Source organism: Bacteroides sp. ET489 (assembly GCF_030518095.1).
Classification (GTDB): Bacteria; Bacteroidota; Bacteroidia; order Bacteroidales; family Bacteroidaceae; genus Bacteroides; species Bacteroides ndongoniae.
This window is the reverse complement of record NZ_JAULLJ010000007.1, coordinates 1-23,555: the sequence shown is the minus strand read 5'-3', so window position 1 is coordinate 23,555 and position 23,555 is coordinate 1. Positions and strand designations below refer to the sequence as shown.

Below are 23,555 nucleotides of genomic sequence, written 5' to 3'. Positions count from 1 at the left end.
ATCTCATACAGACAAAATGTCAGTTCCTGCGGGACTGGCATTTTTTTTGTTTTCATTTGGGCAAAGAATAAAAAGTAAAACCTAAAATATCCTATTATTATGCAGAAAGGAAACATTGGGGTAACAACCGAAAACATATTCCCCGTTATTAAAAAGTTCTTGTACAGCGATCACGAGATATTCTTGCGTGAATTAGTATCCAATGCGGTAGATGCTACCCAAAAGCTGAAAACCCTCGCATCCATCGGCGAATATAAAGGCGAACTGGGCGATTTGACCATTCACGTCACACTGGGTAAAGATACTATTACCGTGTCCGACCGTGGCTTGGGACTTACTGCCGAAGAGATAGACAAATATATCAATCAGATAGCCTTTTCAGGAGCCAACGACTTCCTTGAGAAATACAAGAACGACGCCAATGCCATTATTGGTCACTTCGGACTTGGATTTTACTCGGCTTTCATGGTAGCCAAAAAGGTGGAAATCATTACCAAGTCGTGCAAGGAAGGAGCTCAGGCGGTGAAGTGGACTTGCGACGGAAGTCCTGAGTTTACCATTGAAGATTGCGACAAGGCCGACCGTGGTACCGACATCGTGCTCTATATCGACGATGATTGCAAGGAATTCCTCGAAGAGTCACGCATCTCTACCCTGCTGAAGAAATACTGTAGCTTCTTGCCCGTACCCGTTGCTTTTGGCAAAAAGAAAGAATGGAAAGATGGCAAGCAGGTAGAAACTGCCGAGGATAACATTATCAACGAGACTACTCCGCTGTGGACGCGTAAGCCCAGCGAACTGAAGGACGAAGATTATAAGGCGTTCTATCGCGATCTTTATCCGATGTCCGATGAACCGTTGTTCTGGATTCACCTGAATGTAGATTATCCGTTCCATCTGACCGGTGTGCTCTACTTCCCGAAGGTAAAGAGCAATATCGAACTGACTAAGAATAAGATACAGCTCTATTGCAATCAGGTGTATGTAACCGATTCTGTCGAAGGCATCGTGCCCGACTTCCTGACTCTGCTTCATGGTGTGCTTGATTCGCCGGATATTCCGTTGAACGTATCGCGTTCGTACCTGCAGAGCGATTCCAATGTGAAGAAGATCTCTACCTATATCACCAAGAAGGTATCCGACCGTCTGCAATCTATCTTCAAGAACGACCGCAAGCAGTTCGAAGAAAAGTGGAACGACCTGAAGATCTTCATCAACTACGGTATGCTGACTCAGGAAGATTTCTACGACAGAGCCAAAGATTTCGCCCTTTTCATCGACACCGATTCCAAGTACTATACGTTCGATGAGTATAAGACGTTGATCAAGGATAATCAGACAGACAAGGACGGCAATCTGATCTATCTATATGCCAACAACAAGGACGAGCAATACAGCTACATTGAAGCCGCTAAGAACAAAGGCTATAATGTGCTGTTGATGGACGGTCAGTTGGACATTGCCGTAGTAGGTATGTTGGAGCAAAAACTGGAAAAAGCACGCTTCACCCGTGTAGACAGCGACGTGATTGACAATCTGATTGTGAAGGAAGACAAGAAAACCGAAGTGCTCGAAGGAGCTAAGCAGGAGGCGCTTGCACACTTGTTCAAGAGTCAGCTGCCTACGATTGAGAAGGCTGACTTCCACGTTTCCGCTCAGGCGTTGGGCGAAAATGTAGCACCGGTGATGATCACACAGAGCGAATATATGCGCCGTATGAAGGAAATGGCTAATATCCAAGCTGGAATGAGCTTCTATGGAGAAATGCCTGACATGTTCAATCTGGTGCTCAATGCTGATCATCCGCTGGTTAAGGAAGTGTTGGCTGGTGAAGAAGCTGCCTGTGGTGCAGAAATCGCTCCGGTTCAGAAGGAAATGGACGAAGTTCATAACCGCCGGACAGAGTTGAAGAAAGCTCAGGAAGGTAAGAAGGATGAGGAAATTCCTACAGCAGAGAAAGACGAAGTGAACGAACTCGATAAAAAGTGGGAAGAACTGAAGAAGCAGAAAGAGAATATTTGGGCCGGATATGCTTCAACGAACAAAGTTATCCGCCAGCTTATCGATTTGGCTTTGCTTCAGAATGGTATGCTGAAAGGTGCTTCGCTGAACGACTTTGTCAAGAGAAGCCTGGAACTCATTAAGTAATCATTCTTTTTCTACCAGATATATGGAGGATGTGTTTCCTATGGAAATGCATCCTCTTTTTTGTGTATGGAGTTTGCTGCTCATACCAGTGGAAAATATGGTCTACAGATCTCCTTTTGTGCGCTTTATTGAAAAACGTGGTTGTATAGTTTTGAGTGTTATCAGAGTTTTTTATATGTTTGTATATGATTTGCCGGATGTTGCGTATCTGTTTGTAGGTAAGGTTTTCCGGATGCATCCTGAAACAGTCGGACTATCGGTATGAAAGAATGTATGAATAACTATAAATTTGTTGTATATGAAGTTTATATCATGGAATGTAAACGGGCTGCGTGCCTGTAACGATAAAGGGTTTGGAGATGCTTTCAAGCGGTTGGATGCCGATTTCTTCTGTCTGCAGGAAACCAAAATGCAGGAAGGACAATTGGACTTGCAGTTCGAGGGTTATACTTCCTATTGGAATTATGCAGAAAAGAAAGGCTATTCGGGAACGGCTATCTTTACCCGCCATACTCCGATACAGGTTACGAAAGGCATTGATATTGAGCATCATGACAAGGAAGGACGTGTCATCACGCTTGAAATGCCCGATTTTTATCTGGTTACCGTGTATACTCCCAATTCGCAGGACGAACTCCGGCGGCTTGATTATCGTATGACGTGGGAAGATGATTTCCGGAATTACCTTCTTTCGCTTGATGCCCGTAAGCCGGTTGTCGTATGTGGTGATTTGAATGTGGCCCACAAGGAAATAGACCTTAAAAATCCGAAGACCAATCGCCGCAATGCAGGTTTCACTGACGAAGAACGGGAAAAATTTTCCGTTTTGCTGGAATCTGGCTTTACCGATACGTTCCGCTATTTCTATCCGGAGCAAAAAGATATCTATTCGTGGTGGTCTTACCGTTTTCGTGCCCGTGAAAAGAATGCGGGGTGGCGTATTGACTATTTTCTGACTTCCAACCGTCTGCAACCGTTGCTGAAAGATGCAAAAATACATACCGATATATATGGTTCCGATCATTGTCCGGTAGAAGTTGATATTGATTTTTAGTATCTTTTTTCGGGTGCATTGCTAAAAAGCGCGATGAAATCGTGCTTTTTAGTAGACTATTTTTTATATTTGAGCATTAATCTCATATCTATGAACTCATTAGTCGGTTGTAAACCATGAAAAGATATTTGTTGCTTTTGGTATTGGCATTGTGCTGTTTTTACATAGCGCAGGCTCAGAAAGTTGGGCTTGTGTTAAGTGGTGGTGGTGCTAAAGGCATGACTCATATCGGTATTATCCGAGCTTTGGAAGAAAACAATATTCCCATCGACTATATCGCAGGAACTTCCATGGGAGCTATTGTCGGTTCTTTATATGCCATGGGATATTCGCCCGATGACATGGAGGCGCTTTTGCGTTCTCCCGACTTTAAACGCTGGTATTCCGGGCAGGTGGAACCTCAGTATGAATATTATTTTAAGAAAGGACGGCCTACGCCGGAGTTTCTTAATATCCGTTTTGCTTTTAGGGATTCATTGCGTGCCAAGTCGTTAAGACTGCCTACCAGTATGGTCAATCCTATACAGATGAACTTGGTCTTCGTAGAGCTTTTTGCACGTTCTACGGCGGCGTGTCATGGCAATTTTGACGATTTGTTTGTTCCTTTCCGCTGTATAGCTTCCGATGTATACAATAAGAAGCCTCTGGTGATGCGTAATGGAGATTTGGGCGATGCTGTCAGGGCCTCTATGAGCTTTCCGTTTGTGTTCAAGCCGATCGAAATAGACAGCATACTGGCTTATGATGGCGGTATTTATAATAATTTCCCTACAGATGTGATGCGTGAGGATTTCCATCCTGATGTGATCATCGGCAGCGTGGTAGCTGCGAATCCCAGTAAACCGAATGAAAACGATCTGATGAGCCAGATTGAAAATATGGTGATGCAAAAGACCGACTATTCCATTCCGGATTCGTTGGGCATAGTGATGACTTTCAAATACGATGATGTCAGTTTACTGGACTTTGACCGCTTGGACGAGTTGCATGATATCGGCTATAACCGTACGATGAGTATCATGGACTCCATAAAAAGCCGCATTCATCGACGGGCAAATGCTGACAACGTGCGTCTGCGGCGAATGGTATATCGGAGTAATCTTCCGCAATTTCGTTTCCGTGACATTTATATTGAAGGTGCCAATGCGCAGCAGCAGGCCTATATAAAAAAGGAATTTCATGACGATCCTCATGAAGTGTTTACTTATGAGGATTTGAAACGGGGATATTTCCGCTTGCTGGCCGATAACATGATTTCGGAAATTATCCCTCATGCGGTTTATGACCCGCAAACAGACCTTTATTCCCTCCGGTTAAAGGTAAAGATGGAAGATAATTTTTCGGTGCGCATTGGTGGAAGCGTATCTACTACCAGTTCCAATCAGATTTATTTGGGAGTGGGTTATCAGAACTTGAATTATTATTCGAAGGAAGTGACGATTGACGGGCAGATAGGAAAAATCTACAATAATGCCCAGTTTATGGCTCGGTTCGATTTGCCGACACGTGTGCCTACTTCTTACCGTCTGATCGGTTCGATCAGTACATTTGATTATTATAAAAAGGATAAACTGTTTTCGAGGCACGATATTCCTTCATTTAATTCGAAAGACGAGCGTTTCCTGAAACTGATGGTTTCCTTGCCCTTTCTTGCCAACAAACGGGCTGAATTTAGCTTTGGAATAGGAAAACTGGAGGATAATTACTTCCAGTCGAATGTGATCGATTTTGAGAAGGATCGTTCGGATCAAAGTATGTATCGTTTGTTGGGAGGGGCTATAGGCTTTTATGGGAGTACGCTTAATGCCAGACAATATGCTACGAAAGGCTATTATGAAAAATTGATTGCACAGATTTTCACCGGAAAGGAAAAGTTCATTCCTGGAAATTCTCCGGAAACGGCTACGTGGAAAGAAAGGCAGTCGTGGCTTCAGATTTCTTATATGAAAGAAGCCTACCATACCATGAGCCCGAAGTTTACCTTAGGCTGGATGGCCGAGGCTGTTTATTCTTCGAAGAATTTTTCGGAGAACTATACGGCCACCATGATGCAGGCATGCGATTTTTCGCCTACTCCACACAGCGAATTGATGTATAACGAAGCTTTTCGCGCCAATCAGTACATAGCGGCAGGTATTAAGCCGATATATGTATTGAATGATATGTTTCAGGTTCGCACCGAATTTTATGGATTTGTGCCAATTTTCCCCATTAAGAAGAACTCTTTTAATAAGGCATATTATGGAAAAGTATTCAGTCGCTTCGAATATTTGGGAGAATTGTCCGTCGTATGCCATTTGCCCTTTGGAGCTATTTCAGCATACGTAAATCACTATAGTTCACCGAGAAAGGAGTGGAATGTAGGTATTACGTTAGGATGGCAGTTATTCAATTATAGGTTTATTGAATGATTTTTTTCAAAAAAATAGGAGAATTGTTTGCTAATTCAAAAATATGCTGTATCTTTGCACCCGTTAAACAAAGAGGCCGCGTAGCTCAACTGAATAGAGTAGCTGACTACGGATCAGCCGGTTACAGGTTTGAATCCTGTCGCGGTCACAAGTTTTCATAATAATAGAAGGTCGCGTAGCTCAACTGAATAGAGTAGCTGACTACGGATCAGCCGGTTACAGGTTTGAATCCTGTCGCGATCACAGAGAACCCCTGCAAGAGATTTGTCGGGGTTTTTTGTTTATACCCACAGATCCCCACTTATGCGTGATTTTTTTCCTAGTTAGCTAATATTTTTTTCCTAACTGGGAAAAAATATTTTCCTAACTGGGCAGAATTTGCTGGACTATTTGTTTGAGGATTATGAGGTGAGATAAAATAAAAAATGGAGTAGAAAGCTATCCACATTCTTTCTACTCCATTTTTTTGTTTTCTTTGCTATTGTGATATCAGCATTTGATGTTTAACTCATTCAAGATGTTGCGTATGGCTTCGAACGTGGTGATTCGCGTTGGAACTAGCGGGAGACGCAATTTGTTTTCGATCATGCCCATGGCGTTTAGCATCGCTTTTACTCCTGCAGGATTACCGTCGACAAACAACAACTTGAAAAGTTCGGCAAATTTATGATGAATCGTCAGTGCATTGGCATAATCACCCTGCAAGGCCAGGCGTACCATGCGGCTGAATTCGCGCGGAAAGGCATTTCCGATGACCGATATGATGCCGACAGCCCCTAAGGTGATCAGGGGGAAGGTCATGCCGTCATCGCCCGAAATAACGTCAAAATTTGCGGGTTTGTTCTTGATGATGTCGTCCATTTGGGTGATGTCGCCCGAAGCTTCTTTTATGGCGATGACATTCTTGAAATCGCGTGCAATGCGCAAAGTCGTTTCGGCTTTCATGTTGACTCCTGTACGTCCGGGTACGTTATAAAGTACAATCGGGAGCTCTGTAGCTTCGGCGATGGCTTTATAATGCTGATATATGCCTTCCTGCGATGGCTTGTTGTAGTATGGTACCACAGACAAAATAGCATCTACACCTGTAAAATCGTCGTTTTTCAACGTTTCTATCACGGCGCGTGTATTATTTCCGCCTACTCCCAGCAAGATTGGGATTCGGCCGTTCACGCGTTCGATGACTTTTTTCTTAATGGTTCTTTTTTCGTCTTCGGTCAGCGTGGGAGTTTCAGCCGTTGTGCCGAGTACGCACAGAAAATCGGCATTGTTTTGCAGCAAGTAATCTACCATACGCATCAGTGCGTCGTAGTCTACGCTTTCATCCTCTTTGAACGGAGTAATCAGTGCTACTCCCATTCCTTTCAATCTTGTCTGTATCATGAGTTTTATAAGTATGTCTTAATGATTCGCAAAAGTACGATTTTTTTCGATTTAGCCTACAAATATAACCATTAAAAAAGTTTTCACTAGAAAAATGTTAGGAAATAAGTTCCAAAAACTCGTCTTCGTTCATTATCTTTATACCTAGTTTCTGGGCTTTTTCGAGTTTGGCAGGCCCCATATTGTCGCCAGCCAAGATAAAGGAAGTCTTCGAAGAGATGCTTCCGGAATTTTTTCCTCCGTTTTTCTCGATCAGAGCTTTGTATTCATCGCGCGAGTGATGCTGGAATACTCCGCTGATCACGATGGATTGTCCGCTCAGCTTATCGGTATATCCGCTCAGGTCTTCTTCGCTTCTCGAAAACTGGAGTCCGGCCTCTTTCAGCCGTTCTACCAGCTGACGGTTCGAAGCGTTGGCAAAGTAGCTGACGATGCTTTGCGCTATTTTTTCTCCGATTTCATCGATATTTGTCAGAGTGGCCATATCGGCTTGTTCCAGTTCTTCGATATTGGCAAACGACTTGGCAATCTTTTTGGCTACGGTTTCGCCGACAAATCGGATACCCAAAGCGAAAAGTACCCTTTCGAAAGGCACATCTTTACTGCTGGCAATTCCTTTGATTATGTTATCGGCAGACTTTTCTCCCATTCGTTCCAGGTCTTTTATGTCGTCGGCTGTAAGTGTATACAGGTCGGCAGCATTCGCTATCAGTCCTTTACGATAGAACATGTCTACTGTTTCAGGTCCCAGTCCGTCAATGTTCATGGCCCGGCGGCTGATGAAATGCTCTATTTTTCCTTTGATTTGCGGAGGACATGCCGTTTCGTTCGGGCAGTAATGGGCGGCTTCTCCTTCGTAGCGTATCAGCTGGCTTCCACACTCCGGACAGCGGGTGATGAATTTGACCTTTTCGCCTATCAGCATAGTACGGGCTTCTTTGTCTACCCCGGTTATTTTAGGGATGATTTCTCCTCCTTTTTCTACATAGACCATGTCGCCTATGTGCAGGTCCAGGCCTTCGATGATGTCAGCGTTGTGGAGGGAGGCACGTTTGACGATGGTACCGGACAGCTGAACGGGGTCCAGGTTGGCAACAGGAGTGATGGCTCCGGTTCTTCCTACCTGATAAGTCACTTTGTTCAGTCGGGTCAGGGCACGCTCTGCCTGAAATTTGTATGCAATGGCCCATCGGGGTGACTTGGCGGTATATCCCAAATTCTTTTGCTGTCTCAGACTGTTTACTTTCAGCACAATGCCATCTGTCGCTACGGGCAGGTTTTTACGTTCCGTATCCCAATAGTTGATATAGTCCATAACCTCTTGTAAGGTATGTGCTTTTTTCATGTGTTCCGATATCTTGAACCCCCATTGCGCGGCAGTTTGCAGGTTTTCGTAATGCCCGTCGCACGGCAGATTCTCGCCAAGCAGGTAATATAAGTACGAATCGAGTTTGCGCGAGGCTACGATAGCGGAGTTTTGCAGTTTTAAAGTGCCCGAAGCCGCATTTCTCGGATTGGCAAATAGCGGCTCTTCGCGCGCTTCTTTTTCCCGGTTCAGCTCTTCAAAAACAACCCAAGGCATCAATATCTCACCTCTGATTTCGAAAGAAGGAGGATAATTGCCGTGTAATACCAGAGGTATACAGCGTATGGTCTTTACATTGTCCGTTACGTCATCTCCTTTTTCTCCGTCTCCCCGGGTGACTGCGCGTATCAGTTTTCCATCCTCGTAAGTCAGCGATATGGAAGTGCCGTCATATTTAAGTTCGCAGCAGATCTCGAAATCTTCATTCAGGGCTTTCTTAACCCGTTCGTAGAATTCGGCAACTTCGCTTTCCGAATAGGTGTTCCCCAAAGAAAGCATAGGGTATTTGTGGGCTACCTGGGTAAAGTTTTTGTTGATATCGCTTCCGACGCGCATGGTAGGAGAATTTTCATCCTGATATTCAGGGTGTTCTTTCTCAAGATCCTGTAATTCGCGCATCATGTCGTCGAATTGTTTATCTGATATTTCGGGAGCGTTCAGCACGTAGTAATTGTAATTGTGCCTGTGCAGCTCGGCACGCAGTTCCTCTATTCTTTCTTTTATATTCATAATATATCTGGTTCAATTGTCTGAATGCAAAAATAGCGGTTTCTCTGCGAATATTCTTACTTTTGTTGCGTGAAAATAGAACTTGCTGTATTTTTGCAAAAAATCAAGTAATATGCGTATAGACATTATCACAGTTCTGCCGGAAATGATTGAAGGATTCTTCAATTGTTCGATTATGAAGCGTGCTCAGAACAAGGGACTCGCGGAAATATGTATTCATAATCTGCGTGATTATACTGAAGACAAATATCGCCGTGTGGATGATTATCCTTTCGGAGGATTTGCTGGAATGGTTATGAAGATAGAGCCTATTGAGCGTTGCATCAACAGCCTGAAAGCAGAACGAAACTATGATGAAGTAATATTTACCACCCCGGATGGGGAAAAGTTTTGTCAGCCTATGGCTAATACGCTGTCGCTGGCGCAAAACCTCATTATTCTTTGCGGTCACTTTAAGGGCATCGACTATCGTATCCGTGAGCACCTTATTACGAAGGAGGTCAGCATAGGAGATTATGTGCTTACCGGAGGCGAACTGGCTGCGGCTGTTATGGCCGATGCAATTGTGCGTATTATTCCCGGTGTTATATCAGACGAACAATCTGCTCTGTCCGATTCGTTTCAGGACAATTTGCTGGCTGCGCCTGTGTATACTCGCCCTGCTGATTATAAAGGATGGAAGGTTCCTGAAATTTTACTTTCGGGCCATGAGGCTAAAATAAAGGAATGGGAGCTACAACAGTCCTTGGAACGTACCAGAAGACTTCGTCCTGACTTGTTGGGGGAATAGAGAATCAACCTGGAAACAGAAATAAAAGTTGTATGAAAACAAGAAAAGAGGACTTTCGTTGAAATGTCCTCTTTTCTTGTTTTTGTATGCGAAGGATGTGCTGTTGTAATCTATTACACCTCAAGCGCACCGATAATATCGCGTACGGAACTGAATTTATGTCTTTCCAAGTAGTCGTTGATACCTTCGGCAACTTTGATGGTGACAGTAGGATCAATGAAGTTTGCAGTACCGATTTGTATAGCAGAGGCTCCAGCTAGCATAAATTCTACTGCGTCTTTCCAGTTCATGATTCCTCCTAAACCAATGACAGGTATTTTTACTGCTTTGGCAACTTGCCATACCATGCGCAGGGCAATGGGTTTGACTGCTGCTCCTGACATACCGCCTGTAATGGTAGAGAGTATGGGGCGTCTTTTTTCGGCATCGATAGCCATTCCAAGCAGAGTATTGATCAATGAAACGCTGTCGGCACCTGCTCCTTCGGCAGCTCGGGCTATTTCGGTAATGTCGGTGACATTGGGAGACAGTTTCACAATAAGCGTTTTTTTATAGACCGAGCGTACGGCTTTTACTACTTCTTCAGCGCCTTTGCTTGTTACGCCAAAAGACATTCCTCCTTGTTTTACGTTCGGGCAGGAGATGTTTAATTCAATGGCAGGAATTTTGTCAAGTTCGTTAATGATAGAAGCGGTTTCGGCATAATCTTCGACAGTTGCTCCCGACACATTAACAATCATATTGGTCTGGATATCTTTTATTCTGGGATAGATGTGTTCAACAAAGTAATGGACACCCTTATTTTGCAGTCCCACAGCGTTTAACATGCCTGAAGGGGTTTCTGCCATACGGGGATATGGGTTTCCTTCACGTTTGTGAAGAGTGGTTCCTTTTACAATAATACCCCCTATTCGCGCTATATCTATAAAGTCTGCAAACTCCTCACCGTATCCAAATGTTCCGGATGCTGTCATTACCGGATTTTTCATTTGTAATTCACCGATATTTACACTTAAATCTGCCATAATAATCTATTTATATTAAAAACCGGACCTTCTTTACATACGCATAAATGCCCTTCTGTGGTGTTTTCTACACAGCACAGGCAGGCGCCTAAACCACAAGCCATCATGTTTTCCAATGAGACTTCGCAGTTGACACCTTTGCTTTTGGCATATTTGGCTACAGCCATCATCATTGGCTTGGGCCCGCAAGTATAAATCTGTTCAAAGTCTATTTGGTTTAAAATGGAATGCTGTGTTACATATCCCTTTTCGCCATGGCTGCCATCTTCTGTAGTGGTATAGACTGGACCGTATTGGGCAAATTGCTCCAGTTGGAGCAGATCTTTACTGCTTCTGGCACCTAAAAGGAAGGTGGGTTTGTGGCCGTTTTTAGCCAGTTGCTCTCCCAGGTAAAGCATGGGGGCAGTTCCTACACCTCCACCTACCAATAACAGCTTGTCAGAAGCTTTTTGAGGCATTGTAAAGCCATTTCCCAAGGGAAGTACAACATTGATCGTATCACCTGTTTTTGCCTCTCCCAAGCGCTTAGTTCCGTCTCCGACTAATTGAACCAGGAACCATACTTCGTTGCGGGAAGTATCTACATAATTGATGGATATTGGCCGGCGCAAAAAAGTAGTGGGTGATCCGTCTACTCGAATTTCTGCAAATTGCCCAGGGCGCATCTCCGGAAGAGGAGAAGATGAGGTCAATTTTAGTAAAGCGTAATTTGTATGCAGTCTGATGTTTTCTGCTACAATAAGATCTAAAATGTATTTTTTCATATTCAATTAAGAGATATTTATCTTCGTGTGGCAAAGATACGCCAATTTATGGAAATAGGCATTTTTACAGATTATTTTTCGGGTTTGAATATTTCGTAAGTATTATCGTCGAAGAAAATTCTTATTTCCGTTATTTTCTTTGCAGGCTTTTCTTTATAGATAACTTCTTGTCTAACAATGCTATTAGGACTGTTCTGAGGCGTTCCTAATGCGATTTCCTTGCGATTTTCAGTTTTGTCTGTCCCATTGGACGGATTTTCTGCATTCTCAGCAAATAAGGGATAGTCGAAATCCGGGCAACTAGCAGTGGAGTAAGATGAGTCTTTGCTCATTTCTCCATTACCTGTCAGTAGCCACTCTAAATTAATATCGCTATAACGTTGGTGAAGGCGAAGGATAACTTCGGTACTTGGATATTTGTTGCGTTCTCCCAATATGTGTGAAATGGTGGCTTGGGCTACGCCGATGCTCTCGGCAAAGGCACCAGCCGTTAATTTCTCACGGTCCATAATCATTTTTAATCGGTCCTTTATGCTCATACCATATATTATTATGAATGTATTTTTGTATTTTATGGATTACAAAGATAAAGTATTAAAATTACAATAGCAAATATATTTTTGTAAATACAGTATTATACATAAGTAATGGAATTATTTCGTTTGTTATATATACGATTGTAATAACCCTGTTTATATGTTAATCTTTTAGTTTATAATTCATATATAAATAAATGATATGCAGTTGATTATCGTATCGTATTATGGCTTATTTATTCTATTAACTGGTTATTATTATATATCAGTTATATTTTATTTAAATTTTCACAATAGATAATCCTTCTAATCTACTGATTCTATTGATATTGATTTTATTATAGATATGAATATGTATTCTATTGACTCATACATATTATATTTGTGATTAAGTGCTATACTTTTGGAATGGTATGTACGATGATTAAGATTTATGTATTTTGGGAATATTATTTATAGTATTTAAGTATTATTATAAATGTAATATTCGTGATTTACTTTATTGAATATTACAATTGAAAAGAATCTGTGAAGTTAAACCTTCTCTAATTATGCTAACACCTAGGTTTAAACAAAGAAAATCTGGTTAAACCTAAAATTTGGGGCTTAATTTTACCGGATATGTGATCGGGGTGCAAATTTGTGATTCTAAAAAGCTTTATTTGGCTATAATCTGTTGAAAAACAGAATAATATATCCGATTTCCTATTTATAAATAACTTCGCTTCTAGAAAATAATGGCTTTGAGCATGAATTAATAATAGGAATGAATGGTAGAAGAGGAAAAAGTGAAGTTGCCGTTAATGAATCTTGTGAATAGTCGGAAAAAACTATTATAAAGAAATAGATCCCCTAAGGGGACTTATAAGCTTTGCCGACTATTCACTTCTTATTTGCAGCTTGCTGATTGTAAGTAGTGCAGATAATATGTAAACGAAAGATGTTACAGACTATTGTTATAGCAAATAAGTATAAGGATATTTTATTCTTTTTAGTGTAGTATTTTGAAAACTAATTCTCGAAGAAGCTCACTATCTGTCAATGATGAGTTACCAATACCTTTTGATTTGGCATCAGTATACCTGATCTCCCCTATGATTTGCATTGTCTTTACACCACTGTATCGTTTCATGGCAGTTTGGTATTCCCTGGCTTGCCATGGACTTTTCAATCCCAGGAAAGAGGCAATTCCCTGTTCTGATTTTTCTGGTGCATAATAGGCTAACATGAGGTTTGAATAAAAGCCAAAAAGTAAAGATAAGGTCATCTGTAAAGGATTGGTTTTAGGATTTTTCTCAAAATAGTTTATTATCTGATTAGCTTTTAGAACATTCCTTTCTACCAATGCACTTCGAAGCTCAAAGTTATTATAGTCTTTGCTTATACCTATGTTACGTTCAATTTGTTCTGGGGTGACACGAGTCTGCCCCTTAGGAAGTGTAATGATTAATTTTTCCAACTCTCCAGTCAGCCGACTAAGGTCTGTGCCCACAAAGTCGGCTAACATAGAAGTGGCTTTAGGCTCCAGATCTACCCCTTTACGTTTCATATAGGAAGTGATAAATGCCGGAAGTTGGGCCTCTTTTAGCTTCTTTGATTCGAATAAGATGCCCACTTTCTCTATTTCAGCAGCTAATTTTTTCCTTCGGTCCAGTACTCCATGTTTGTGGCACATGACCAGTATGGTGGATCTGAGAGGCTTTTGCAGGTAATAGGAAAGTTCGTCTATATTGCGAATCGATTGAGCTTCTTTCACTATAACGACCTGGTGTTCGGACATCATAGGATATCGCTTGGCTGCATTGATGACTGTAGCGATATCTACGTCTGCACCATAAACTACAGAAAGGTTGAATTCCTTTTCCGTATCAGTCAGAACATTGTCCATGATATAATCAGAGATGAGGTCAATATAGTATGCCTCTTCCCCCATCAGATAGTAGATAGGACGATACTGTTTCGAGCGTAGTTCTCTTAAAATATCATCACATGTTATCTCTTGTTTTGTCATATAAATGGAGTGGTTTTACCAGTCGAATTTCAGATGTTTTACGGTTTTTTTCTCATCGATAATCATACGTAAAGACTCTATTCCGATACCTACATGTTCTGCTACGTAGTTTTGGGTTACGAGATTGTCGCTTTTTTCTGTTTTGACACCTTCCGGAATCATAGGCTGATCGGAAACCAGAAGCAGAGCACCAGTAGGAATGTGGTTAGCAAATCCACAGCTGAATAAGGTGGCGGTTTCCATATCGACAGCCATTGCTCTAGTTTTCTTCAGATACTCCTTGAAGGCGTCGTCGTGCTCCCAGATTCGTCGGTTAGTAGTATAAACGGTACCGGTCCAGTAATCGCGGCCATAGTCACGAATAGCAGATGAAACGGCACGCTGTAGCATAAATGCAGGCAGTGACGGCACTTCTGGAGGAAAATAATCATTGGAGGTACCTTCTCCACGAATTGCGGCAATGGGAAGAATAAGATCCCCTATTTTATTTTTACGGTCAATTCCTCCGCATTTCCCCAAAAACAGGCATGCTTTGGGATGAATAGCACTTAATAAATCCATGATAATTGCCGCATTGGGACTTCCCATTCCAAAGTTTACTATCGTTATGCCTTCAGCTCTTGCTGATATCATATTGGCATCTCTTCCTAAGATTGGTACATTAAACTTTTCGGCAAAGATTTCTACATACTTATTGAAATTAGTCAGCAATATATACTCATCAAAATCTTCCAGACTACGTTTTGTGTAACGAGGTAACCAATTAGCTACAATTTCTTCCTTTGTTTTCATAAGATTTCATTATTTTTGCACCTTCTAAAAAGGATGCATCTATTATTAAATTCACAAATGTAGTAAATGTTATCGTTAAATTTGCCAGCATTCGATGCTAAAATTATCGTAAAAGATGGGAAAAAGGCTATTTTCGACATAATACGTCGCCGATATGTAGCATTGACACCAGAAGAATGGGTTCGCCAGCATTTTGTTCACTTCCTGTTGACTTATAAAGGATATCCGCAGGCTTTAATGGCTAATGAAGTACAGTTGCAATTGAATGGGACAAGAAAACGCTGTGATACTGTGCTTTATCGTCGCGATCTTAGTGCACAGATGATTGTAGAATACAAAGCACCGGATGTAGTGATTACACAAGCTGTATTCAATCAGATAACGCGCTATAATATGGTGCTTAAGGTAGATTATCTGGTGGTAAGCAACGGTATACAACATTATTGTTGTCGTATGGATTACGAGCGGAATACTTATACCTTTTTGCAGGACATACCGGATTACCGGTTGTTATAGCGTGTATTCAGTTCGTCGTAAATCAGTCTTGAGATGAATGCAATGATAGAAGCGTTTTCTTGATCGGTTTCGTATGAGTTCATCACAAAGATTGCAATGTAATATTTCACCCCGCAAGGTAGCGTGACGAAGCCCAGATCATTGTCTGCAAGCTTCATTCCGTTTGGGGTCCGATCGGACGAACCGGTCTTATGCCCTACTTGAGTGCAGGGAGGTAATAGGCCTTTTAACTTATCTGTGCCAGTAGTTGTACCCAGCATGATTTCTGTGAGAAACTCTTTGTAATTGTTGGCAAACAGCGTTTTTGTATCTGCAATGAAAAGCAGCCGGGTTGCTTCTGACGGGTAACTCCAATTGTTATAAGGCGCCTTTTCCGGATCCTGATGCATGGTGTTTTCTGTTTCCGAAAGATGGAAATTCTTGATACCCAGCTTTCTTATGTAGCTATCTACTTTTGAGATGCCTCCTGCATAATCTATTAAAATGTCACAGGCGTTGTTGTCACTGAGTGAGACACTGTATTTCAATAAGTCACGTAGTGAGATATTGATGTCTTGATTGGGGTATTTGTCTCGTAAGGGACTATAGGTATTCTTCTGTAGCTGAGACGAGCTGATGTGCAAAATACTATCCAAAGATGTGCCGGCATGATCCATTTTATCTAAAACGGCCAATGCTATATGAAATTTGAAAACACTAAGGAGCGGATAACGTAAATTGTTGTTATAGAGTATCGTATCTCCCCTTTCCGTCAGAACGGAGACTCCTACCGTAGCTTTTTTGTTTTTCAGGAAGTCTGAAATTCTGGATTGTAATGTTGTGTTTTGTGCACAGAGAGTTGTTACACTAAACAAATAACTTACTAAAATGAATGTAGTTCTCAGTTTCATGGCGTTTCCTCATGAAAAAAAGTCCGATCTGTCTTTTGCAAAGTAATGCGGACAAATCGGACTTTTTTTATTCTTTTTTAATCAGCGTCAGCTATTTTTCTTCTGCTTCTTGTCGGCTTTTCCTTTACTGGCTCTTCTTTATGTTCAGGAGTTACTCCAGCCAGTTCGGGGTCTATCATGATGCGTCCGCAATATTCACATACAATGACTTTTTTGCGTGAGCGAATATCCAGTTGTCTCTGAGGCGGAATCTTATTGAAGCAACCGCCACATGCGTCACGTTGTACATAGACGATGCCCAGACCGTTGCGTGAATTCTTACGGATTCGTTTGAACGACTGAAGCAGACGAGGCTCTATTTTGGTTTCAAGGTCTTTAGCCTTATCTCTCAGTTTTTCTTCTTCCTGCTTGGTTTCAGAAATAATTTCGTCCAGCTCGTTCTTCTTTACTTCCAAGTCTTTCTTTCTTTCTTCCAGGGTGTTTGAGCTTTCTGCCTCTTCAGCAGTCTTTGCCTGTTCCTGTGCAGTAAACTCTTTGATTCTTTTTTCGCAGAGTTCGATTTCCAGTGTCTGGAATTCAATTTCTTTGGTCAGGAAATCATATTCCCGGTTATTGCGGACATTATCCTGTTGTTCTTTGTATTTTGCAACAGAAGCTTTAGCTGCCTCTATCTCAACTTTTTTGCCTGCTATAGAAGTCTTCAGTTCTGCAATTTCAGATTTAATTCTTTCGATACGAGTACTTAAACCTGCTATTTCATCCTCCAGATCCTGCACTTCTAACGGCAGTTCGCCTCTTAATGTTTTAATTTCGTCGATTTTGGACAAGGTTGTCTGTAGTTGGTACAACGTTTTCAACTTTTGTTCCACGGTCAGTTCTTGTGGATCTTTTTTTGCTTCTTTAGCCATTGCTTTACATGTATTTTATGGGATTTGTATTTACTTTAGTCATTTGTATGTCCAAAGTGGGAAACAAATCCCTGATTATTGTATAAAATATTTCTTTCGTATATTGTTCGCTCTCATAATGCCCTATTTCGGCCAGCAGTATTTCTGTGTCAAGGCCAAAATAGTCATGGTATTTTATTTCACCGGTAATGAAGACATCTGCCTGATTGCGTATGGCATGAGGGATTAAAAAGGATCCCGCACCACCACATAAAGCTACAGTCTGTATTTCCCTTCCTGTCAGTTTATTGTGTTTCAGACATCCCACTTCGAACGTTTTCTTTATCCTTTTCAGGAATTCCAGCTCTGTTTCAGGATGTTCCAGTTCTCCAATCAGACCTGAGCCAGCCTGTCCCCATGAGTTTTGCAGCGGGTACAGGTCGTAAGCAGGCTCTTCGTAAGGGTGTGCGTGAAGCAGCGCTTTGATTGCTTCTGCCTTTTTGTATGCAGGCAGCACAGTTTCTATCCGCACTTCCTTTTCGGTATGCAACTCTCCAATGTTTCCACAAAAGGGATGTGTACCCTCCGATGCACGGAAGGTGCCCTCTCCTACTACATTGTAACTGCATGAATCATAGTTGCCTATGCAGCCGCAACCTGCATCGAATAAAGCCTTTCGGACCGATTCTGCTTGCATCAGCGGTACGAATGTTACCAGCTTCAACAGAGAGTTTTCTTTCGGCAGCAGAATACGGGTGTTTTTTAATCCGATTTTCTCTGCTATTTTAAAATTGACTCCTTGCTGCAGATTATCCAGATTGGTATGGGCTGCATAGATGACAAGGTCGTTTTTGATAGCCTTCAGAATGCAACGTTCTACATAATCCTTTCCTGTAATGGATTTGTATCCTTTAAAAATAAGCGGATGATGCGCAATGATCAGGTTATATCCTAAAGCAATTGCTTCATCCAGAACGGATTCGGTAACGTCAAGACACAACAAAGCCCCTGTTGCTTCCGCATCTGTCAATCCTATTTGCAAACCGGCATTGTCAAATCCGTCTTGCAATGGCAGAGGCGCGAACCGTTCAAGGGCGCATACTACTTCCTTTATCTTCATATAAATGGAAAAAATTGTCTGCAAATATACGAAAAAAGCATGTACGCAACTCTGATTTTTGTTTTTTTTAGAAATAGAGCAGAGTATTGGGGAATAAATTAGGACTAAAAAGAATGGGAAAAAACAAGGAAAGTGCGTTATGCTTTCTCGCAGGATATGGATTATTGCGGATAAAATCCGACAAGCTTATCCGGAGAGAGGCATGACACACTTTCCTTATTCTTGTATATTGCTTTGGGGTATGGGTGCAGGTTTATTCTTTACTTAGCTGCTTGGAATACAGACTGTCGATAATTCCGTCTGCCAGTCCTATTACAGGTACATGGATGTATTCGGCCTTTACGATATTGGCTATGGTCAGGAATATTTCGGCGGCCGGTACAATGACATCTGCGCGGTCGGCTTTCAGACTGAATTCATTCATGCGCTGTTCGGGTGTCAGCGGTTTGAGTTCATCGTATAATCCTTGCAAAGAAGCGATAGGCATCCTCATCTTCTTTTTATCCTTTTTCTCGGCCAGACGATACAGTTTATTGATGTTTCCTCCCGATCCGATGATGTTGATACCTTGGAAGTCGGCCGTAAGCCGTGTCAGGTCGTCTTTCATCTGTGCCCAGGTTTCATCTTTTACGGCTCCGCTCAGGATGCGTACGGTTCCTATATTGTACGAAAGCGACTGAACCAATTCACCATTGGTCAGCAGGTTGATTTCTGTACTTCCACCGCCGACATCTACATAAATATAGTTTCCGGTACGGTCTTCCATACATTCTATATGATTGTTGTAGATCATATGTGCTTCTTCCTGGCCATCAATTACTTCGATGTTGATGCCTGTGTCTTTCAGAATCTTCTTGATGACACTTTTCCCGTTTTTGGCATCGCGCATGGCAGAGGTAGCACATGCACGGTAGTCGGTCACTTCGTATATCTTCATCAGTTGGCGGAAAGCTTTCATCAGTCTTCTCAGCTTGACGAGTTTTATTTCAGAAACTTCTCCTAAAGAAAAGACATCGAATCCCAACCGCAGGGGAACTCGTAGCAACATGACTTTTGACAGTCGCTTGCTGATTAGGTTTTCGTCTTCTTTTTCTTTTTTGATTAGCAACCGCACTGCATTCGAACCGATGTCGATGGCGGCATAGCATTTATTACTCATTGTTATTCTTGTTTTTGATTGTCTGGTGTGGTATTGCAATAGCTGTAATATAATTCTTCTTGCGAGCGGAATGGAGTTCCTTCTTCAGAAGTCCATGGCTGGTTGTCCCCTTTCCCATCTACTACGCGTCCCTGGCAGGTATCACGCAGCCCATACTCTATTACTTTTCGTAAGTCTGCTTTGATTTGCGGGTCATACACAGGCGTAACTACCTCTACCCGATTGTCCAGATTGCGTGGCATCCAGTCGGCCGAACCGATGAATGTCTTGTCTTCTCCGCCGGCAGCGAAGATGAAGATGCGCGAGTGTTCCAGATAGCGGTCGATTATACCATTGATGTGTATCGTATCGCTCAGTCCCGGAATGCCGGTTATCAGCGAACAGTTACCTCTTACCAATAAACGGATGGGAACACCGTTGGACGATGCTTCGTACAGTTTCCGCACCATTGTAGTGTCGGTTATGTGGTTTATTTTGATCAGTATGTAAGCCGGTTTGCCAGCCTGCTTGTTCTTGATTTCGTCGTTGATCAGTTTGATAAACTTGTTTTTCATTTCATTGGGCGATACCAGTAACTCTTTGAAGTGTACAGGCGAATAAGGCTTCTCAATGAACGTGAAGACCGAATTTACGTCGTTGACGATGTTGCGTGCAGCAGTCATCACCATGTAGTCCGTATACATTCGTGCGTTTCCTTCATGGAAATTTCCCGTACTGATGCAGGCTATGTTATTACCTGTCTTCATGGTAATGTGAGTGATCTTGGAATGAACTTTCAGGCCTTCTACGCCGAATATCACGTGTATACCCGCATCCTGCATCTTCTTTGACCAGCCAATGTTGGAAGCTTCGTCGAAGCGTGCCAGCAGTTCGATGACAACCGTTACTTTCTTGCCGTTGCGTGCTGCGCAAATCAGGGCCTTTACTACTTTGGAATCTTTGGCCAGTCGGTAAAGGGTGGTTTTGATGCTTTTCACCTCTTTGCTGACTGCAGCTTCCTGCAACACACGGATGTAATAGTCAAAACTGTGGTAGGGAACGTGGATAAACCGGTCTTTTTCCTGTATCAGCTTAAGCAGGCTTTTTCCGCTGTCCAGTTCGGGCTTGATGACAGGAGCCCATACCGGGTATTTCAGGTCCTTGCGTCCGCAGTCGGGGAAAGACATCAGGTCTTTATGGTTGTGGTAGCGTCCTCCACTCAATACGGTGTCCAGCTTGTCCAGATTCAGTTTGTTCATTACCCGTTTCAGCATGTCCTTGGGCATCTGGCTGTCGTATATCACTCGTAGCGCATCACCTTTCTTGCGGCTTTTTACTCCTTTGGATATCTTTTGCAGCATGCCGTTGCGAAGGTCGTTGTCAATCTCCATTTCGGCATCCTTGGTGAATTTAAAGGCGTATGCGTTGAACGAGCTATATCCCAGTCCGGCGAAAATCATCGGCAGGCAATAGCGGATTACATCATCCAGATACATCAGATAGCTTTTTCCATCTTTGTCCGGCAGACGGACAAAACGTCCACATTCGGCTACGGGAAGGGCTATGAGCGCGTAGTCGAATGTTTTCTTGCCATTGGCCTGCATCTTCACAGCCAGGTAAATGTTTTCGTCGGTTTCGTCGGTCAGCTGTTTTACGGCCGAAAGCCAGATGGCACTTACAAAACCGCTTAACTTTTGCCGATAGAACTGGCGGACATAGTTTTGCTGTTCTTCGTCCAGTTCGTCTTCTTTGACGATGAATATGTTTTCGTGTCGCAATTGGCCGGTAACGTCCCGAATGGCCGACTCGTACTCTTTGACATATTTGTTGTTCAGCTTGTTGATCTGTTTGATGAGTCGTTGCGCATGTTCACGTTCCGAGCGCACTCCTTTGTCATCGCATTCGGCTATACGGCTAAGGGTGGCCATACGTACACGGAAGAATTCATCAAGGTTGTTCGAATAGATTCCAAGGAAGCTTAGTCTCTCCAGCAATGGGATATGGGGTTTCATTGCTTCTTGCAGGATGCGTCGGTTAAAATACATCCAGCTTAAGTCTCGGTCGACGTATGCGTCAGACAACTCTTTTTTACTGATCATATTTTGTTACGATGAATAGATTATTTTCTGACTTGCAAAAGTATCCCACTGATGTTACAAATGTGTGTCAGAAATGTTACAATAAGGATAAGGACGGATGGTGACGGGCAGACGAGTCGGTGAAAGCGAATTCTCGATGCAGCGTAAGATGCGCCAGTCGCAAGTGTGCACCCAGTCGATGAACGCTTGATTGGGCCGGTAGCCTTTTGAAAATTCCAACAATTCTTCCAGGTTGAATTCGGTGGAGGTGATTCCTGCTCCATTGCGGACAGCGTCGTAAGCATTGCAGTCTTGTTCGATGTGAGCGGGAACCATCAATAAAGGTTTGCCCAGATACATGGCCTCGCACACCGACTCGAAGCCTGCCGTGGTGGCGTATGCCTTGCATCCGGCCATGTAGCGCAGAAACTCTACGTCGTTTATCTGGTGGAAACTCAGCGTTTCGTCTATCTGGCATATTTCTTCTTCATCCTGTTTGTCCCAGAAGAAGTGCAGGGGTACTTCTTTATGCCGCGCGTGCCAGTTCATGATGCTTTCTCCGAAACCGGCGTTCACCATGTAGCCGTGTATGTAGTTTCCCTGGCTGCTTTCGCATGCCAATACTTCTTTTCGCAACAAGGGCGGCACTACTTTTATGCGGGTCGAAGGGTTGTAGGCCATGTCGCGGAACGATAGTGCCAATATTTCTTTGGCTCCTATGCAGGTCAGTCGGGTAAAGAGCCGTAGCAGCGTCAGGCTGACGGACTGCCGGGGAGGAAATTCGAAGTCGGGATGCAGAAAGAGGTACTGGTGTCCGATGCTGATCTGTGGGACGGAGGGACGCATAAAGCAGTAGGTCAGCCCGGTCAGTAGTTCGTAGAAGTTGATGACAAGGTCGGCCCCGCTCTCCTCAATGCGCTGGCGGATGTAGTGCATGCTTTTGATGTATGCCGGTATTTTCAGCAGGTTGTATGCGATGCTGCGGGGCAGGTTGATTCGTTTGTTGGCCGGAGTCGGGAGAAAGTTGGGACTGATGAACCGTTTTACCGGTGCCTGTATGGTGCGGTTGAAAAATCCGGGAAGCCTTCGCGAATTGCTTTTTCCTACCAGCACTTCTACTACTTCGTGTCCGTTGCGGCGCAACAGTTCTTCCATGGTGATGGCTTGTGTCAGGTGTCCGCGTCCTTCTCCTTGAACGATAAAGATAACTTTCATCTGTTTGCTGATTTAATGGTTTACAAAAAACATCTTCTCTTTTTTCATCTTTACAAAGGTCATGTTTTCATGTTACGTCAGGATGTAGAAGGTGTGACAATTGGGTTATAAAATAAGTCATGCCGGCATCACGCCGACATGACCCTAAGAGAATTTATGGATTTACTTTCGTGTGTGAAAAGTTACTGCTGCCGTTGTGCAGGCAGTTCAATATCAAACAAATTCTTCAACCATATACATGTCGCTGACAAAGTCGTCTACAGTCTGTTCCAGGTTCAGGTAAGCTTCGTCCGGAGTTTCTCCGTAGGCGCTGCATAGTGTATTGTTTACGATGTAAGCATAAAAGCCACCGCCTGCTGCGGCCTCGATAGCGTATTCGTTTCTGTTCAGTTTCATAATTAGTCCTCCTTTTTTTGACATTGCAAAGATGCCCTAACTTTGTTTCAAACGTGTGTAGGCGGGATTACAAAACGGTAAATATCGGGATTCCCTTTATGGATCAGTCCGGCTTCATTGTTTTTTTATTTTGCGGTGTGTGTGACTTTTTGACTTAATCCTTTCTTTTATTCAGAATTTTCTTTATCTTTGGCCTATCGCAATGCATCTTAAGTTAGATATTTATGGCAGAATACGGCTTCGCAATAATTCATAATCCATCCAATAAGTTGGCTGAGAATTTGGATATGTGTGAAACTTGTGTAA

At 42.8% G+C, this 23,555-nt stretch carries 19 protein-coding genes and 2 tRNA genes; 7 read left to right on the top strand and 14 right to left on the bottom strand.

From position 1 onward, the window contains the following. The first annotated feature begins 99 nt into the window (after positions 1–99). The 5 genes from htpG (at position 100) to Q3C19_RS05540 (ending at position 5,856) form a co-directional block, all read left to right on the top strand. On the top strand, positions 100–2,148 hold the full coding sequence (htpG, locus tag Q3C19_RS05560) for a molecular chaperone HtpG (protein ID WP_277120916.1): 2,049 nt from the start codon (positions 100–102) through the stop codon (positions 2,146–2,148). Positions 2,149–2,446: 298 nt separating this feature from the next. Continuing rightward, the gene (locus Q3C19_RS05555) at positions 2,447–3,202 is read left to right on the top strand and encodes an exodeoxyribonuclease III (protein WP_022162697.1); all 756 of its coding nucleotides are present in this window, start codon (positions 2,447–2,449) and stop codon (positions 3,200–3,202) included. Positions 3,203–3,318: 116 nt separating this feature from the next. Continuing rightward, entirely contained in the window at positions 3,319–5,613 is a 2,295-nt protein-coding gene (locus Q3C19_RS05550; protein ID WP_302727764.1) for a patatin-like phospholipase family protein, read from the top strand. A gap of 74 nt (positions 5,614–5,687) precedes the next feature. Beyond that, positions 5,688–5,761 (top strand) — tRNA-Arg (locus Q3C19_RS05545). 21 nt (positions 5,762–5,782) lie between these two features. Then, positions 5,783–5,856, top strand: a tRNA-Arg gene (locus Q3C19_RS05540). Between the two features lie 246 nt (positions 5,857–6,102). On the opposite strand, the gene dapA is transcribed toward Q3C19_RS05540, so the two are convergent. Then, positions 6,103–6,996, bottom strand: coding sequence for a 4-hydroxy-tetrahydrodipicolinate synthase (gene dapA / locus Q3C19_RS05535; RefSeq protein WP_302727762.1), 894 nt, complete (start codon positions 6,994–6,996; stop codon positions 6,103–6,105). A 97-nt stretch (positions 6,997–7,093) separates the two neighbouring features. Continuing rightward, positions 7,094–9,091 carry an NAD-dependent DNA ligase LigA gene (ligA, locus tag Q3C19_RS05530; RefSeq protein ID WP_302727760.1) on the bottom strand — a complete coding sequence of 666 codons (1,998 nt, stop codon included), beginning with the start codon at positions 9,089–9,091 and terminating at the stop codon, positions 7,094–7,096. 112 nt (positions 9,092–9,203) lie between these two features. Here ligA and trmD point away from each other — a divergent pair, with 112 nt between their 5' ends. Then, on the top strand, positions 9,204–9,881 hold the full coding sequence (trmD, locus tag Q3C19_RS05525) for a tRNA (guanosine(37)-N1)-methyltransferase TrmD (protein WP_022162693.1): 678 nt from the start codon (positions 9,204–9,206) through the stop codon (positions 9,879–9,881). A gap of 113 nt (positions 9,882–9,994) precedes the next feature. Here the strand turns inward: trmD and Q3C19_RS05520 are convergent, their stop codons facing one another. The 5 genes from Q3C19_RS05520 to Q3C19_RS05500 all read right to left on the bottom strand — a co-directional run bounded on the left by Q3C19_RS05520 (position 9,995) and on the right by Q3C19_RS05500 (position 15,009). Further along, on the bottom strand, positions 9,995–10,906 hold the full coding sequence (locus Q3C19_RS05520; RefSeq protein ID WP_022162692.1) for a dihydroorotate dehydrogenase: 912 nt from the start codon (positions 10,904–10,906) through the stop codon (positions 9,995–9,997). Next, positions 10,894–11,670, bottom strand: coding sequence for a dihydroorotate dehydrogenase electron transfer subunit (locus Q3C19_RS05515; protein WP_277120912.1), 777 nt, complete (start codon positions 11,668–11,670; stop codon positions 10,894–10,896). Before Q3C19_RS05515 ends, Q3C19_RS05520 begins: the two co-directional genes overlap by 13 nt. Before the next feature lie 71 nt (positions 11,671–11,741). Next, complete coding sequence (locus tag Q3C19_RS05510) at positions 11,742–12,209, bottom strand: helix-turn-helix domain-containing protein (protein ID WP_071149631.1); 468 nt, start codon at positions 12,207–12,209, stop codon at positions 11,742–11,744. 988 nt (positions 12,210–13,197) lie between these two features. Continuing rightward, positions 13,198–14,217, bottom strand: a complete 1,020-nt coding sequence (holA, locus tag Q3C19_RS05505; protein WP_071149632.1) for a DNA polymerase III subunit delta — start codon at positions 14,215–14,217, stop codon at positions 13,198–13,200. Between the two features lie 15 nt (positions 14,218–14,232). Beyond that, complete coding sequence (locus tag Q3C19_RS05500) at positions 14,233–15,009, bottom strand: AMP nucleosidase (protein ID WP_022162688.1); 777 nt, start codon at positions 15,007–15,009, stop codon at positions 14,233–14,235. Positions 15,010–15,075: 66 nt separating this feature from the next. Between Q3C19_RS05500 and Q3C19_RS05495 the strand changes: the two genes are divergently transcribed. Then, a complete protein-coding gene (locus Q3C19_RS05495; RefSeq protein WP_022162687.1) occupies positions 15,076–15,525 on the top strand; it encodes a type I restriction enzyme HsdR N-terminal domain-containing protein in 450 nt (149 codons plus the stop codon). Here the strand turns inward: Q3C19_RS05495 and bla are convergent. The 7 genes from bla to Q3C19_RS05460 all read right to left on the bottom strand — a co-directional run bounded on the left by bla (position 15,510) and on the right by Q3C19_RS05460 (position 23,249). Beyond that, on the bottom strand, positions 15,510–16,409 hold the full coding sequence (bla, locus tag Q3C19_RS05490; RefSeq protein ID WP_302727980.1) for a class A beta-lactamase, subclass A2: 900 nt from the start codon (positions 16,407–16,409) through the stop codon (positions 15,510–15,512). The genes Q3C19_RS05495 and bla overlap by 16 nt on opposite strands. Positions 16,410–16,492: 83 nt before the next feature. Further along, a complete protein-coding gene (locus tag Q3C19_RS05485) occupies positions 16,493–17,323 on the bottom strand; it encodes a zinc ribbon domain-containing protein (protein ID WP_022162685.1) in 831 nt (276 codons plus the stop codon). A gap of 4 nt (positions 17,324–17,327) precedes the next feature. Then, positions 17,328–18,422, bottom strand: a complete 1,095-nt coding sequence (locus Q3C19_RS05480) for a Nif3-like dinuclear metal center hexameric protein (RefSeq protein WP_071150704.1) — start codon at positions 18,420–18,422, stop codon at positions 17,328–17,330. Between the two features lie 253 nt (positions 18,423–18,675). Continuing rightward, positions 18,676–19,581, bottom strand: coding sequence for a ppx/GppA phosphatase (locus tag Q3C19_RS05475; RefSeq protein ID WP_022163333.1), 906 nt, complete (start codon positions 19,579–19,581; stop codon positions 18,676–18,678). Between the two features lie 2 nt (positions 19,582–19,583). After that, the gene (locus Q3C19_RS05470; RefSeq protein WP_022163334.1) at positions 19,584–21,659 is read right to left on the bottom strand and encodes an RNA degradosome polyphosphate kinase; all 2,076 of its coding nucleotides are present in this window, start codon (positions 21,657–21,659) and stop codon (positions 19,584–19,586) included. A gap of 54 nt (positions 21,660–21,713) precedes the next feature. After that, complete coding sequence (locus Q3C19_RS05465; RefSeq protein ID WP_022163335.1) at positions 21,714–22,853, bottom strand: glycosyltransferase family protein; 1,140 nt, start codon at positions 22,851–22,853, stop codon at positions 21,714–21,716. Between the two features lie 213 nt (positions 22,854–23,066). Beyond that, positions 23,067–23,249: a hypothetical protein gene (locus tag Q3C19_RS05460; protein WP_022163336.1), complete on the bottom strand. Its 183-nt coding sequence runs from the start codon at positions 23,247–23,249 to the stop codon at positions 23,067–23,069. Positions 23,250–23,555 lie beyond the last annotated feature (306 nt).